The following is a 12,795-nucleotide window of genomic DNA, read 5'->3' as shown; positions in this document are numbered from 1 at the left end:
CTATTTCAGAGGCAGAAAAAGTTCAACGACCACTTCGTGCAGCGGCCCTTCCGCCAGGAGGGACAGGTGTCGTTGGCAATAGACTGGGACGTCGCGCACTTCCTCGCCGCTGGCCGGAAGCCATTCACGATAAAGATAGAGTGCCGCGGGCTCGAGATTGTTGGTGTTGCCGGGGTAGCGCAGCACCGCGCAGCGTCCGCCGGGGATCACGCCGGCCTTCATCTGCCCGTCATTCTCATCGATCGGCTGATCGGTCCCGACACAAATGTCCATGCTGTAATCGGCCGCGACCGCGGGCTCCCTTTCGGAACGGAAGATGTTGAAGGTCGGGCTTGTCTGCGGCGACAGGCCGTGGGCTTTGCGCCAGGCGATGAACCGCTGGATGGTGTCCTGGAGCGTCGCCCGGTCGCCGCGATGCTCCATGACAGCCACCGGCGTTGGCGGCACATCGCGGATCATCACGTCGTTATGGTCAAAGATTATCTGCATGAGCGTGTTCCTTGCTTTGTCGAAGGGCCCGAAGGCCATGAGCCACGCTCCCCAATCGGGAGATTTCCGGAACGACGAAGGCGATTGTCCGAACCGTTGCCGGAAGGCGCGGGCGAAGGCATCCGGGGCGTCGTAACCGGCATCCATCGCTATATCGGTGACGCTTTCGGCGTCGTTCCCGGCAAGCCTATATGAAGCGCGCTTCAAGCGGGCGAGTTGGACATAGCGATGCACGGACACCCCGAAGGTTGACGTGAACTGCCGGTGGAAATGGTATTTCGAGAACGCCGCGACGCCGCTCAACGCTTCCAGATCCAGATCGTCATCCAGATGCTGGTCTATATGGTCCAGCACCCGCTGCATCCGGGCATGGTAGTTTTCAAGCGCCGCCTTCAACGTCTGTTCCTCCGTGGCGACCCCAATTAGGCGCTCCCATGCAGGACACGCTCGACCGATCTTGCGGTTTGGCGTGGGATCGACCGGAGCCCGCCAGCGGCCTCTTGCCGGCGCGCTGTATGTGTCTGTGGTCCTACCGGCTTACCATGACATCGCGCAGCGGCGGGCGGCCGTAGAGCCGGCTGTATTCCCGGCTGAACTGCGACGGGCTTTGATAGCCGACGCTGTAGCCAGCCGAGCCGACATCCAGCCGCTCCGTCAGCATCAGCCGCCGCGCTTCATAGAGGCGCAGCTGTTTTTGATACTGCATCGGCGTCATCGCCGTCACCGCCTTGAAGTGATGATGCAGCGAGGACGGGCTCATGCCGACAAGCTGTGCCAGTTCCTCGATACGCAACGGCCGCGCGAAATTCAGCCGCAGCCACGCGATCGCCTGGGCAATCCGGTTGGTCGGCGTTTCCAGCATGGCGATCTGCAGCAGTGCCGGACCGAACGGACCAGTCGCCACGCGATAAAGGATTTCCTGCTCGATCAATGGTGCCATGGCGGGAATATCCCGTGGTCGGTCCAGCAGACGCAGCAGCCGCACGACAGCATCGAGCAAATCAGGCGGCGCCTTGTTGACCCCCACCGCCCGCATCTCGTGCGGCGCGGCCGGCGCCATGCCGATGCGGCCGAACAGGTCCTTCAGCCGCTCCGGCTCGATCCTGAGGCCAAGCCCAAGGTTCGGCACCTGCGGGCTCGCCTCTGTCACCCGCGATACGACTGGCAAGTCAAGCGACACGACCAGGTAATCGCCAACGCCATAGGTATGGAGTTCCGATCCGAGTGCCAGGCTTTTGGCGCCCTGCACGACCAGCGCGAAGCACGGCCATTGCGCGGTGTAGACGCTTTTGTCGGTCGAGGAACGCCGGCTGAAGAACAAGGTGTCGATCGCCGTCGCGCACTCCTCGTCCTCCCCCGTGAAGCGGGCGATGATCGACGCCATCTCGCCATAAGGGTCGTGTGCAGTCGTCAAAAGCCACCTGAAGTCTTCGAAATCATCATGACGACGATCATATCCCATCCTGCAATCCCGGCCAGCGGCGCCAGCCGATCTTTGCAGGATCATGCATGAATCTTGCAGGATCGCGATAACGCCCGGCGACCGCCCCGTCGCATAACGCCGCCATCGGGAGCTTGGCTCCCAACCAACAGGCGGAGCCTTTCATGACAAGTTCACCCAGCAAGGTCGTGCTGATCACCGGCGCCTCGAGCGGCATCGGCGCAGCCACGGCCCACCACCTCGCGGAGCGTGGCCACAGCATCGTGCTCGGCGCCCGGCGCATCGACCGGATCACGGCGATCGCGCGGGACATCGAACTGGCCGGCGGCAAGGCATGTTCCCACGAACTCGATGTCACCGACCTCGACAGCGTGAAAATTTTCGTTGCCACGGCCCGTCAACGCCATGGCCGGATCGACGTGCTGGTCAACAATGCCGGCGTGATGCCGCTGTCGTTCATGGCCGAGTTGCGCGTCGACGACTGGAACCGCATGATCGATGTCAATCTGCGTGGCGTGCTCAACGGCATCGCCGCCGTGCTGCCCATCATGACCGAACAGAAATCCGGCCACATCATCAACGTCGCCTCCGTCTCCGGACATCGGGTCGATCCGACGGCCGCGGTCTACAGCGCCACCAAATTCGCCGTCAGGGCGCTGTCGGAAGGGCTACGCCAGGAAAGCCGCGACCTTCGCGTGACCGTGGTCAGCCCGGGCCTCACCCGCACCGAACTGTTCGATGGCATCGCCAATCCGCAAGTCGAGGCCGGCGCCCGCGCCATGCTGGATCAATCCTCCATCCCGCCAAGCGCGATTGCCGAGGCAATCGGCTTTGCCATTGGCCAGCCGGATGGCGTCGACGTCAACGAGCTGGTCGTGCGCCCGACGGCGCAGGGCTGAGCACCAACGGAGAGATGACATGACCGAAGCGATCGAAGTGACGACCTTCAGGCTGAACGGCCAGTCCTGCGCCGGGTTCATCACCGCCACGCCTGGCTGAAGCGCCAGCCGGGTTTTCGATCCCGCCGCATCGCCGAGCGCGATGACGGCACCATGGTCGACGTGCTGCTCTGGGCTTCAGTCGAGGCCGGTCGCAAGGCGGCCGGCGGCATCATGACCGAGATGGGCCACTCGCCGGTGCATGGCATGATCGGCCAGCGCACGGTGGACTGGACCGTGGCGCCGGTTCGCCACACTATCGCGTGACGGAGGACCGAGATGGACATTCACGCACATCATCGCAGCGGCTGGGCCGAAGGCGACCCGCTGATGCGCGCCTATCACGACGAGGAATGGGGCGTTCCGCAGCGTGATCCCCGCATGCTGTGGGAAATGCTGATGCTGGAAGGCTTTCAGGCCGGCCTCGCCTGGATCATCGTGCTCAGGAAACGCGAAGCCTTTCGCGCCGCCTTCGCCGGTTTCGATCCACGGAAAGTCGCGCGCTTCGGCGCGGCCGATATCGAGCGGCTGATGGCCGATCCCGGCATCATCCGCGCCCGCGCCAAGATCGAAGCGACGATCCGCGGCGCGCAGATCTTCTGCGAGATGGCGGAGCGCGGCGAGAGCTTTGCCGACTTCTGCTGGTCGTTCACCGATGACAAGGTGCTCAAAAGCGATGGCCACGGCTGGATCGCCTCATCGCCACTCTCCGAACGGATTTCCAAGGAGATGAAGCGGCGCGGCTTCAAATTCGTCGGCCCGACCATCGCCTATGCCTGGATGCAGGCATTCGGTATCGTCAACGACCACGCCACCGGCTGCTTCCGGCGATCGCAAGTCGCGATCTGATCGCTGTCGCCTACATCGGGCGTTTGGGCTCGCTCTTTGGTGGCGTTGCCGTGTCGGAATCGGATTTCTTGTGCTTGTCGGCGGCAATCCTGCGGATGCGGTCGAAGCGGCTTTCCTCGGTTTTTTCGGTCGTGACGACCGTCTCTGGCTTCCGCACGAACGTGATCATGGATCCGTCTCCTGGGCTAGAGGCCTGTGCGCCGGGAGAAATCCCCCGGCGGTAATCATTTCAACTCCAGTGTAGAGCTGGCTTGGCCAGATCCAGGTCAGATCCGAAAGGTGGCTCCTGAGAAGCCACCTTCGCAGACCGGCTGAATTTTAGTAGCCGCCCATGCCACCACCGCCGCCACCTGCCGGTGCGGCATCCTTGGCCGGGATGTCGGTGATCATCGCTTCGGCGGTGATCAGAAGTGCTGCGATCGAGCCGGCGTCCTGCAGTGCGGTGCGCACAACCTTTGCCGGATCGACGATGCCGGCCTTGATCATGTCGACATAAGTCTCGTTCTGGGCGTCAAAGCCCTGATTGTGATCCTTGCTGTCGGTGAGCTTGCCGACGACGATCGAGCCTTCGACGCCCGAATTCTCGGCGATCTGGCGGATCGGCGCCTCGAGCGCGCGCAGCACGATCGAGATACCTGCCGTCACATCGTCATTGGCGCCGGTCAGGCCGGCAAGCGCCGACCGGGCACGCAGCAGGGCGACGCCGCCGCCGGGCACGATGCCTTCTTCAACCGCCGCGCGCGTCGCATTCAGCGCGTCGTCGATGCGGTCCTTCTTTTCCTTCACTTCCGACTCGGTGACGCCGCCGACGCGGATGACGGCAACGCCGCCCGACAGTTTGGCCAGCCGCTCCTGCAGCTTTTCCTTGTCGTAGTCGGAGGTGGTCTCCTCGATCTGGCCCTTAATCTGGGCGACGCGCGCCTGGATGGTCGCCTTGGTGCCGGCGCCGTCGATGATCGTGGTGGTGTCCTTCTCGATCAGCACGCGCTTGGCGCGGCCGAGCATCTCGATGGTGACGTTTTCGAGCTTGATGCCGAGATCCTCGGAAATCATCTGGCCCGCGGTCAGCACGGCGATGTCTTCCAGCATCGCCTTGCGGCGATCGCCGAAGCCCGGCGCCTTGACGGCCGCGACCTTGAGGCCGCCGCGTAGCTTGTTGACGACCAGCGTGGCGAGCGCCTCGCCTTCGACGTCTTCCGAGATGATCAGCAGCGGCCTGCCGCTCTGCACCACCGCTTCGAGGATCGGCAGCATCGCCTGCAGATTGCCGAGCTTCTTCTCGTGGATGAGCACATAGGGCTCTTCGAGCTCGACGCGCATCTTGTCGGCATTGGTGACGAAATACGGGCTGAGATAGCCGCGGTCGAACTGCATGCCCTCGACGACATCGAGCTCGGTTTCGGCGGTCTTGGCTTCCTCGACGGTGATGACGCCGTCATTGCCGACCTTGTCCATCGCCTTGGCGATCATCTCGCCGACAGTCGCGTCGCCGTTGGCGGCGATGGTGCCGACCTGGGAGATCTCGGCCGACGACTTGACCTTCTTGGCCTTCGCCTTGATCTCCGCGACGACGGCGGCAACCGCCTGGTCGATGCCGCGCTTCAAGTCCATCGGGTTCATGCCGGCGGCAACCAGCTTGGCGCCTTCGCGCAGAATGGAGGCGGCCAGCACGGTTGCCGTGGTGGTGCCGTCACCGGCGAGGTCGTTGGTCTTCGAGGCCACTTCGCGCACCATCTGCGCGCCCATGTTCTCGAACTTGTCGGCAAGCTCGATTTCCTTGGCGACGGTGACGCCGTCCTTGGTGATGCGCGGCGCGCCATAGGCCTTGTCGATGATGACGTTGCGGCCCTTGGGGCCGAGCGTGACCTTCACCGCATTGGTGAGAATCTCGACGCCGCGCAGCATGCGGTCGCGCGCGTCGGTGGCGAATTTGATTTCCTTGGCAGACATTTTTTTTCAATCCCGTTCGTATGGTGGGGTGAGCCGCTCGCCGGAGCCTGACAAGTGCCGGCTCCTCTTGGAGTTAAGCGGCCTTCTTGGCTTCGACGCTCTTTTCGATGACGCCCATAATGTCGGCTTCCTTCATGATCAGAAGGTCCTCACCATCGATCTTGACCTCGGTGCCCGACCATTTGCCGAAGAGGATCATGTCGCCTGCCTTGACGTCGAGCGGAACAAGCGCGCCGTTTTCGTCACGTGCGCCGGGGCCGACCGCGACGACTTCGCCTTCCTGCGGCTTTTCCTTGGCATTGTCGGGAATGATGATGCCGCCCTTGGATTTGATATCGCCTTCGGCGCGCCGGATGACGACGCGGTCGTGGAGTGGCCGAAACTTCATGAAAAACTTCTTTCTGGGGCCGGCATAGGCGGCCGCTTCCCCCATATAGGCGCTTTGGCACTCGATAGATAGGAGTGCCAAAAATTATTCGCGGGCTCGATGAAATATTGAAAAGTATTATTTCGATCGGCGATTTCATGATATCGCAAATGGCATAAATAATTCAAAAAATTGAATTTTGCCGGTCGAGTGCCTATTTATCGGACAAGTTCGCTTTCACGATTTCAAACGCAAGGGAGATTTGTTCGATGGCCGATGGCAATCAGACGATCATGGAAAAAGCTGAAGCCCGCTTTGTCGACAAGCAGAAGAAGACGGCCGAGCGCAACAAGGCAACCGCCGAGTACATGTCCGAGGCAAAGGCCAGGGAGATCAAGACGGCGAAACTCAGGATTTTGCGGTTGGCCAAGGAAGAGGCCGACCGGGTTGCCGAAGCCCTGAACCCGACGCCGAAGAAGAAGCGCGCGACCAAGAAGGCCGCCACAACGGAGGTCAAGACATGAGCCTCACCTTCCCCAACCGCAGCCGCAGCTATGACGAAGCCGGCAAGCGCATACGTTTCGTCGGCCATGACGGCATGTTCCAGATTTCCTTCTCGGTCGCCGCCGACGCGATGACCCGGATGCAGCCGGCAACCGCGGCCAACGAGGCCGGCTACCTCGCCACATTCGACACGCAGAGCAGCGCCATCCGCGACGTGGCGTCGAAGGCCTACGACCGCACCCGCAAGAGCATGTATGTGCTGACGGCCGCCGACTTCGGCTGATCAGCCCAATGCATGTCGCTCAAAAGTGACCCCGGTTTTGAGACAACGACATGCATAGAAACAAAGATTAAAGCTCCGTGCCCTCGATCATCGTGCGTATCTTGGCGGCCTTTTCGAAATGATCGAGGCGGTGGGTTCTGATCCACCATTCCGCTGCTTCCATCAGCAGTTCGGGGTCGTCGTTCCTGTTGGCGAAAAACGCGTAGAACGACACGCCGACGGCGGGCCCTTTTTCGGAGATCTTGCGGTCGCAGACCTCCAGTATCTTTTGCCTCAGGCTCGCTCTCACGGGAATCCTCTGGTTTTGGTTCGGCGGGGTCTTGGCCCGCCCTTTGGGCCGGCAGCCGGAAAGTTCAATCCTTGCGCTCCGCCCTCTCCCGGCGCCTGACGTCGCGCATATTCATCTGCGCGACCATGTCCTCGGCCTCGCGCGGGCTCATGCCGACCATCACTTTTTGCCTGACCACGGCTGGCTGGCCGGTGAATACATCGACGATCGTCCAGCTCTGGGGAAGCTCCATGCGCAGTGTGTAGCGATTGGCCATGCTGGCTTGCCTCAGCCATGCATCATGAAAAACACCGCGCCCAGGACCAGTATCGTCCAGGCGATCACCGACAGCTTCAGCACCATGCCACCATGCGCGGCCAGAAGCGCCCGCAAGCGCGGCACCATGCCTGCCGAAGCGACCGGTGCGGCCAGAACAGCCACACGTGCCTTGACACCAAGTTTTCCAAAGACCGGCAGCAGTGACGGTGCACGCACGAAACAACCTCGAATGTCGGGGAAAATCGGAGCGAGCATGCTCGCCCGCTTCCATAGCACTCTTTTCGCGAGCGCCCTGCATGCCAAATGCAAATAGGCGGTATTAACGCTGACCCTACGCCTTCATGACTGGAGCCGCGCAAATCGGCTGCGATAAGAGGTCCGGCGCAGGTTCTCGACTATGTGATTTTTGGAGGCCTCGCCTCGGGATCGAACCGAGGCTTCAGAGATTTGCCGTCTCCAGCGTAGCCGCTCCGCCACGAGGCCATTGCCCTCGACCTAACGGGCAAATGCTTGCGGAAAAGTTAAGCCCGACGGCGGTTCTGTCGACACTTTGCGAAATGCCGCTTGGCGTCGTTGCGGCACTGCTCTTTGGGAGCGGAGCTGCTCACCGGCCGAGAATGGAATCCAGCACGGAGGCTGACGATCGACGCCGTGGCGATGAGGCCGTAACAGGCCCAGCGAAAGCCGCGCTCACTGGTGCGTCCGAACAAGCGCGAGCCGAGATAGAGGCCAAGTCCATAGAACGGGCCTATCACCAGCGCCAGGCCAAGAACGGGTAGCGTGATCAGAGCTCCAAACCACTTTTCCTCTTGAACGCTGCCCCAATCTAGCCTAGCCTGACTTGAGAAAAGGTTTTTCCAAACAGTTCCGATCGGGCTCGGCCATTGGCCGGGCCTTGTTCCGGCCTATGTGAGAAAACCTTTTCCCAACTAAGGATTCCTCGGCGCTATGGCATCGGAACCTGCCCCGGTCTTTCCCAAGCCCGTCACCTTGCGTGACGTGGCGGCGCAGGCCGGCGTCAGCGTTGCCACCGCATCGAAGGCGCTCAACGACCAGGGGCGCATGACCGCCGAGACCCGCGAGCGCATCCGCGAGACGGCGCGCAGCCTCGGCTTCCGCCCCAACAGCCTGGCGCAGAGCCTGCTCAGGCGCCGCTCCTTCACCGTCGGCCTGCTCACCAACGACACCTATGGCCGCTTCTCGTTGCCGCTGATGTCGGGCATTTCGGACGCGCTGGTCGACAATGGCGTCTCGGTGTTCCTGTGCAATGTCGAGGAGGATCCGCGCCTTGGCCAACTGCATGTCGACGCCATGCTCGACAAGCGCGTCGACGGCATCATCGCCACCGGCAAGCGCATCGACCGCCATCTGCCTGTCGATCTCTCCAATCTGCGCGTGCCGGTGATCTACGCCTTCACCCAGCCCGATCCCGACGCCGTCGCCTTTGTCTCCGACGATGCCGGCGGCGCGCGGCTGGCGGTCGAGCATTTCTGCCGGCTCGGCCGCAGGCGCATCGCCCATGTCAGCGGGCCGGCGAGCTTTGCCGTGGTGCACGCCCGCGCCGAGGCCTATCGCGACGTGCTCGCCGAAAACGGGCTGCCGGTGACCGAGCCGCTGCTCGGCTCCTGGTCGGAAGCCTGGGGCCATGAGGCGGTGGCGCAATTGTTCGACGGCCCAAAACTGCCCAACGGAAAGCACGAAAGGCCGGACGCCGTCTTCTGCGGCAATGACCAGATCGCGCGCGGCGTCATCGATGCGTTGCGCGAGCGAGGTTTGAGCGTGCCCAATGATGTCGGCGTCATCGGCTTCGACAATTGGGAGATCGTCGCCGAAGCGACCCGCCCGCCGTTGACCTCGGTCGACATGAACCTCGTCGCCCTCGGGCGCGAGGCGGGCCTGACCCTGCTTTCACTGGTCGGTGGCCAGCCCGCCGCGCCGGGCATTCGAAAACTGCCGTGCCGGCTGGTGGTACGGCATTCCTGCGGCCATCCGCTGGATGGCTGAAAACGAAAGCGCCGCGTGATCGGCGCCAAGCCGCGCACAGCGGCCAACCTTGGAGGAGGAGAAGATGAGGAACCTGATTGCCAAACTGGCCCTGACCGCTGCCGTGCTGGGCAGTGGCCTCGGCGCTGCCGCCGCCGACACCGCCAACATCTGGGTGCGCGCCGACGGCTCGAATTTCATGCCGAAGATCGTCGACGCCTATAACAAGGCGCACAAGGACCAGATCAAGCTCGACATCATCCCCAATGCCGAGATCATTCCGAAATACGGCGCTGCCGCCGCCGGCGGCACGGCGCCCGATGCGCTGTCGCTCGACCTGATCTACACGCCCTCCTTCGCTGCCTCCGGCCAGTTGGAGGACATCACCGACTGGGCGAAGTCCCTGCCCTATTTCGCCAGCCTGTCGCCGGCGCATGTCAAGACCGGCACCTACAAGGACCACATTTACGGCCTGCCCTTCTCGGCCGATGCCTCGGTGCTGATCTGGAACAAGAAGCTGTTCAAGCAGGCCGGCCTCGACCCCGAAAAAGGCCCGACCAACTGGGCCGAGATCGCCGCCGACGCCGAAAAGGTCAACGCGCTCGGCGGCAACATCAAGGGCTTCTACTTCTCCGGCAATTGCGGCGGCTGCAACATCTTCACATTCACGCCGCTGATCTGGGCCTCGGGCGGCGATATCCTCTCGGAAGACGGCTCGAAAGCGACGCTGGACAGCCCGCAATTGCGCGGCGCCATCGACCTCTACCGCTCGATGGTCAAGAAGGACCTGGTGCCGGCAGGCGCGCAGACCGACACCGGCGCCAATTTCTTTGCCGCCTTTGCCGCCGGCAATATCGGCATCTCGCCATCAGGTGCCTTCGCCATCGGCGCGCTCAACACGCAATACCCGAATGTCGATTACGGCGTCACTTTCCTGCCGGGCAAGGATGGCGGCTGGTCGTCCTTTGCCGGCGGCGACAATTTCGTCGTCACCAAGGGCACCAAGAAGCTCGCTGTGGTGAAGGAGTTTCTGGACTTCGCCTATTCGCTCGAGGGCCAGACCATCCTGGCGAAATATGGCAGCCTGCCGGTGCGCGGCGACATCGCCAAGGATGCGCTGAAAGATCTCGACCCGCGCTACCAGATCGCCGCCGAGGCCATGGCCAAGGGCAAGACGCCCTACTCGGTGGTGTTCAACGATCTGATCAACTCCGCCAACGGCCCGTGGACGCAGATGATCAACGAAGTCTTCTTCGGCGACGATGTCGACGGCGCAATAGCGAACGCACAGGAGACCATGCAGTCGATCATCGACCAGGCGCCGCAGAAGTAAGCGGCCTCCTGCCGGCCCCCCCCCCGCCCCCCGGGGGGGGGGCCCGGGCAATTCTGCATCGCCAACGGCAAGGCTATCGCGTTGAGAACATTCACTTGTATTGGAAGTTCGGGGCGGCGCAGGGTTCGCTCCACCTTCTCCCCTTGTGGGAGAAGGTGGCCTCGCGCAGCGAGGTCGGATGAGGGGTGCTCCAGCTTGGCAACAAGTTCGAAATCGCCGCTGCCTCATTCCTTGGCGCACCCCTCATCCGTCTCGGCGCTGCGCGCCGATCCACCTTCTCCCACAAGGGGAGAAGGAAAGGCGAGCGCCCAGCCATGACCACCATCACACCCACCGCCGCCCCACCCCGGGCCAGAAGACTCGTCGGCGCCGGGCGGCGGCAGTGGATCGGCCTGCTCTATGTCGCACCGGCGGTGGCGCTGGTCATGGTGTTCTTCGTCATCCCGCTCGGCATGACGGCGTGGATGTCGCTGCACAACTGGCCGCTGATGGGCGAGCATTCCTTCATCGGCCTCGACAATTACTGGGCGATCCTGCGCGACACCAGGTTCTGGAACGCGCTCAGATTCACCGGCTACTACACGGTGATCGTCACCATCGCGATCTTCGCCATCGCCTTTCCCCTGGCGATCTTCATCGAAAAACCGCGGCCGTTGACCAACCTCTACCGCACCGCCTTCTTCATGCCGGCGGTGGTCGGCTTTGCCTCGGCGAGCCTGCTCTGGTCATGGCTCTTGAACGTCGATTCCGGCCTGTTCAGCCCGGCCGCCTACGAGCTTGGCCTGATCGAGAAGAAGTTCAACCTGCTTGCCACCTTCCAGCCGGCCTTCTGGTCGATCATCGCCATGGTGGTTTGGAAGGTCGCCGGCTTCACCATGATCATCCTGATGACCGGCCTGCAATCGATCCCGCAGGATTTGCAGGAGGCCGCCGTCATCGACGGCGCCGGCCCGTTCGCCAGGTTCCGGGCAATCACCCTGCCGCTGATGCGGCGCACGCTCGCGCTGGCGCTGATCCTGTCGGTGGCCGGCTCGATCCTTGCCTTCGACCAGTTCTACATCATCCTGCGCGGCGGCCCGCGCAACCAGACGCTGACGGCGGTCTACTGGATCTTCAACCAGTCCTTCGTCTCGTTCAAGCTCGGCCATGGCGCCGCACTCTCCATGGTGCTGCTGGTCATCCTGGTGGCGCTCAGCCTCGTCCAGCTATGGCTGCTGCGCAAGCCGGAAGGTATCGACTGATGGCGCAGGCGGTATCAGCCCGAGGCAAGCTCGCCACCCGCTTGGCCCGGCACTCCACCGGCATCATCGCCTCGGTGCTGTTCGTGGCGCCGATCGTGTGGACGGTGCTGTCGGCCTTCAAGCCGGCGGCCGAAGCGCGCCTGCCGCCGCTGCCGCCATGGCCGACCACAGGCTTCTCGCTCGAGAACTACGCCACGCTCAACTCCTTCGGCGACGGGCTGTGGGCCTCGGCACAGAACAGCATCTATGTCTCTGTCATGACCGTCATTTTGTCGGTCATCGTCAGCGTGCTCGCCGGCTATGGCTTTTCGCGCTTCCGCTTTCCGTTCAAGGAACTGTTCTTCGTCCTCATCCTGTCGACGATCATGATCCCGTTCCAGTCGATCCTGACGCCGATCTTCCTGGTGCTGACCAAGCTTGGCCTGCACAACACGCTGACCGGCCTGGTCGGCGTCTATGTGACGCTGCAATTGCCGTTCTCGATCTTCATGATGCGCAACGCCTTCGACGCAGTGCCGCGCGAGATCGAGGAAGCCGCCCGCATGGACGGCGCCAGCAACCTCACCATGCTTTTGAAGGTGATGCTGCCGCTGGTCTGGCCAGGCGTCGTCACCATCGCCCTGTTTGCCTTTCTCGGCGCCTGGAACGAGTTCCTCGCCGCCCTGGTGCTGATGACCGACCAGTCGAAATTCACGCTGCCGGTGATGATGACAGCCCTTCAGTCGGGCCGCTTCGGCGCCATCGACTGGGGCGCCGTGCAGGCAGGCGTCACCGTGATGATGGTGCCCTGCCTGATCCTGTTCCTGGCTTTGCAGCGCTTCTACATCCGCGGCCTGATGGCCGGGGCCATCAAATAACAGATCGAATGGA

General features: G+C 62.8%; 17 protein-coding genes and 1 tRNA gene. 9 read left to right on the top strand and 9 right to left on the bottom strand.

Annotated elements, in window-relative coordinates; translation table 11 throughout:
- Positions 1–885: an AraC family transcriptional regulator gene (locus HGP13_RS13900; protein ID WP_172226096.1), complete on the bottom strand. Its 885-nt coding sequence runs from the start codon at positions 883–885 to the stop codon at positions 1–3.
- A 133-nt stretch (positions 886–1,018) separates the two neighbouring features.
- Complete coding sequence (locus HGP13_RS13895; RefSeq protein WP_172234698.1) at positions 1,019–1,873, bottom strand: AraC family transcriptional regulator; 855 nt, start codon at positions 1,871–1,873, stop codon at positions 1,019–1,021.
- Between the two features lie 221 nt (positions 1,874–2,094).
- Here HGP13_RS13895 and HGP13_RS13890 point away from each other — a divergent pair, with 221 nt between their 5' ends.
- From HGP13_RS13890 to HGP13_RS13880, 3 genes are all read left to right on the top strand, one after another.
- Positions 2,095–2,829 carry an SDR family oxidoreductase gene (locus HGP13_RS13890; protein ID WP_172226093.1) on the top strand — a complete coding sequence of 245 codons (735 nt, stop codon included), beginning with the start codon at positions 2,095–2,097 and terminating at the stop codon, positions 2,827–2,829.
- A gap of 153 nt (positions 2,830–2,982) precedes the next feature.
- Positions 2,983–3,135, top strand: a complete 153-nt coding sequence (locus tag HGP13_RS37570) for a hypothetical protein (protein WP_210266362.1) — start codon at positions 2,983–2,985, stop codon at positions 3,133–3,135.
- A gap of 12 nt (positions 3,136–3,147) precedes the next feature.
- Positions 3,148–3,717: a DNA-3-methyladenine glycosylase I gene (locus tag HGP13_RS13880; protein ID WP_172226090.1), complete on the top strand. Its 570-nt coding sequence runs from the start codon at positions 3,148–3,150 to the stop codon at positions 3,715–3,717.
- 10 nt (positions 3,718–3,727) lie between these two features.
- On the opposite strand, the gene HGP13_RS13875 is transcribed toward HGP13_RS13880, so the two are convergent.
- From HGP13_RS13875 to HGP13_RS13865, 3 genes are all read right to left on the bottom strand, one after another.
- A complete protein-coding gene (locus HGP13_RS13875; protein WP_172226088.1) occupies positions 3,728–3,886 on the bottom strand; it encodes a hypothetical protein in 159 nt (52 codons plus the stop codon).
- A gap of 149 nt (positions 3,887–4,035) precedes the next feature.
- Complete coding sequence (groL, locus tag HGP13_RS13870; protein WP_172226086.1) at positions 4,036–5,667, bottom strand: chaperonin GroEL; 1,632 nt, start codon at positions 5,665–5,667, stop codon at positions 4,036–4,038.
- A gap of 73 nt (positions 5,668–5,740) precedes the next feature.
- On the bottom strand, positions 5,741–6,055 hold the full coding sequence (locus tag HGP13_RS13865) for a co-chaperone GroES (protein WP_172226084.1): 315 nt from the start codon (positions 6,053–6,055) through the stop codon (positions 5,741–5,743).
- Positions 6,056–6,303: 248 nt separating this feature from the next.
- Between HGP13_RS13865 and HGP13_RS13860 the strand changes: the two genes are divergently transcribed.
- Together HGP13_RS13860 and HGP13_RS13855 are read left to right on the top strand one after the other, a co-directional pair.
- Positions 6,304–6,558 carry a hypothetical protein gene (locus tag HGP13_RS13860; protein WP_172226082.1) on the top strand — a complete coding sequence of 85 codons (255 nt, stop codon included), beginning with the start codon at positions 6,304–6,306 and terminating at the stop codon, positions 6,556–6,558.
- Positions 6,555–6,821: a DUF1488 domain-containing protein gene (locus tag HGP13_RS13855; RefSeq protein WP_027059776.1), complete on the top strand. Its 267-nt coding sequence runs from the start codon at positions 6,555–6,557 to the stop codon at positions 6,819–6,821. The genes HGP13_RS13860 and HGP13_RS13855 overlap by 4 nt, the downstream gene beginning before the upstream one ends.
- A gap of 67 nt (positions 6,822–6,888) precedes the next feature.
- Here the strand turns inward: HGP13_RS13855 and HGP13_RS13850 are convergent, their stop codons facing one another.
- The 4 genes from HGP13_RS13850 to HGP13_RS13835 all read right to left on the bottom strand — a co-directional run bounded on the left by HGP13_RS13850 (position 6,889) and on the right by HGP13_RS13835 (position 7,851).
- Positions 6,889–7,110: a DUF6500 family protein gene (locus HGP13_RS13850; protein ID WP_172226080.1), complete on the bottom strand. Its 222-nt coding sequence runs from the start codon at positions 7,108–7,110 to the stop codon at positions 6,889–6,891.
- 64 nt (positions 7,111–7,174) lie between these two features.
- Positions 7,175–7,366 carry a hypothetical protein gene (locus tag HGP13_RS13845; protein ID WP_172226078.1) on the bottom strand — a complete coding sequence of 64 codons (192 nt, stop codon included), beginning with the start codon at positions 7,364–7,366 and terminating at the stop codon, positions 7,175–7,177.
- 11 nt (positions 7,367–7,377) lie between these two features.
- Positions 7,378–7,623, bottom strand: coding sequence for a hypothetical protein (locus HGP13_RS13840; RefSeq protein ID WP_246707363.1), 246 nt, complete (start codon positions 7,621–7,623; stop codon positions 7,378–7,380).
- A gap of 152 nt (positions 7,624–7,775) precedes the next feature.
- Positions 7,776–7,851: transfer RNA gene (locus HGP13_RS13835), tRNA-Cys, on the bottom strand.
- 465 nt (positions 7,852–8,316) lie between these two features.
- Between HGP13_RS13835 and HGP13_RS13830 the strand changes: the two genes are divergently transcribed.
- From HGP13_RS13830 to HGP13_RS13815, 4 genes are all read left to right on the top strand, one after another.
- Complete coding sequence (locus HGP13_RS13830; RefSeq protein ID WP_172226076.1) at positions 8,317–9,372, top strand: LacI family DNA-binding transcriptional regulator; 1,056 nt, start codon at positions 8,317–8,319, stop codon at positions 9,370–9,372.
- A 64-nt stretch (positions 9,373–9,436) separates the two neighbouring features.
- Entirely contained in the window at positions 9,437–10,684 is a 1,248-nt protein-coding gene (locus HGP13_RS13825; RefSeq protein ID WP_172226074.1) for a sugar ABC transporter substrate-binding protein, read from the top strand.
- Positions 10,685–10,998: 314 nt separating this feature from the next.
- The gene (locus HGP13_RS13820; RefSeq protein ID WP_172226072.1) at positions 10,999–11,925 is read left to right on the top strand and encodes a sugar ABC transporter permease; all 927 of its coding nucleotides are present in this window, start codon (positions 10,999–11,001) and stop codon (positions 11,923–11,925) included.
- Complete coding sequence (locus HGP13_RS13815; protein ID WP_172226070.1) at positions 11,925–12,782, top strand: carbohydrate ABC transporter permease; 858 nt, start codon at positions 11,925–11,927, stop codon at positions 12,780–12,782. Before HGP13_RS13820 ends, HGP13_RS13815 begins: the two co-directional genes overlap by 1 nt.
- Positions 12,783–12,795: the final 13 nt, after the last annotated feature.

Origin of the sequence: Mesorhizobium sp. NZP2077, from assembly GCF_013170805.1 — a bacterium.
GTDB lineage: Bacteria > Pseudomonadota > Alphaproteobacteria > Rhizobiales > Rhizobiaceae > Mesorhizobium.
The sequence above is the reverse complement of the archived record's forward strand: the minus strand, read 5'-3'. Positions and strand labels throughout refer to the sequence as shown.

Bases quoted from the DNA above. Each gene is read 5' to 3' on its own strand.
- HGP13_RS13840 (WP_246707363.1), bottom strand. From the start codon at position 7,623: ATGCTCGCTCCGATTTTCCCCGACATTCGAGGTTGTTTCGTGCGTGCA.
- HGP13_RS13890 (WP_172226093.1), top strand. From the start codon at position 2,095: ATGACAAGTTCACCCAGCAAGGTCGTGCTGATCACCGGCGCCTCGAGC.
- HGP13_RS13865 (WP_172226084.1), bottom strand. From the start codon at position 6,055: ATGAAGTTTCGGCCACTCCACGACCGCGTCGTCATCCGGCGCGCCGAA.
- groL (WP_172226086.1), bottom strand. From the start codon at position 5,667: ATGTCTGCCAAGGAAATCAAATTCGCCACCGACGCGCGCGACCGCATG.
- HGP13_RS13845 (WP_172226078.1), bottom strand. From the start codon at position 7,366: ATGGCCAATCGCTACACACTGCGCATGGAGCTTCCCCAGAGCTGGACG.
- HGP13_RS13880 (WP_172226090.1), top strand. From the start codon at position 3,148: ATGGACATTCACGCACATCATCGCAGCGGCTGGGCCGAAGGCGACCCG.
- HGP13_RS13820 (WP_172226072.1), top strand. From the start codon at position 10,999: ATGACCACCATCACACCCACCGCCGCCCCACCCCGGGCCAGAAGACTC.
- HGP13_RS13875 (WP_172226088.1), bottom strand. From the start codon at position 3,886: ATGATCACGTTCGTGCGGAAGCCAGAGACGGTCGTCACGACCGAAAAA.
- HGP13_RS13860 (WP_172226082.1), top strand. From the start codon at position 6,304: ATGGCCGATGGCAATCAGACGATCATGGAAAAAGCTGAAGCCCGCTTT.
- HGP13_RS13830 (WP_172226076.1), top strand. From the start codon at position 8,317: ATGGCATCGGAACCTGCCCCGGTCTTTCCCAAGCCCGTCACCTTGCGT.
- HGP13_RS13855 (WP_027059776.1), top strand. From the start codon at position 6,555: ATGAGCCTCACCTTCCCCAACCGCAGCCGCAGCTATGACGAAGCCGGC.
- HGP13_RS37570 (WP_210266362.1), top strand. From the start codon at position 2,983: ATGGTCGACGTGCTGCTCTGGGCTTCAGTCGAGGCCGGTCGCAAGGCG.
- HGP13_RS13895 (WP_172234698.1), bottom strand. From the start codon at position 1,873: ATGGCGTCGATCATCGCCCGCTTCACGGGGGAGGACGAGGAGTGCGCG.
- HGP13_RS13815 (WP_172226070.1), top strand. From the start codon at position 11,925: ATGGCGCAGGCGGTATCAGCCCGAGGCAAGCTCGCCACCCGCTTGGCC.
- HGP13_RS13825 (WP_172226074.1), top strand. From the start codon at position 9,437: ATGAGGAACCTGATTGCCAAACTGGCCCTGACCGCTGCCGTGCTGGGC.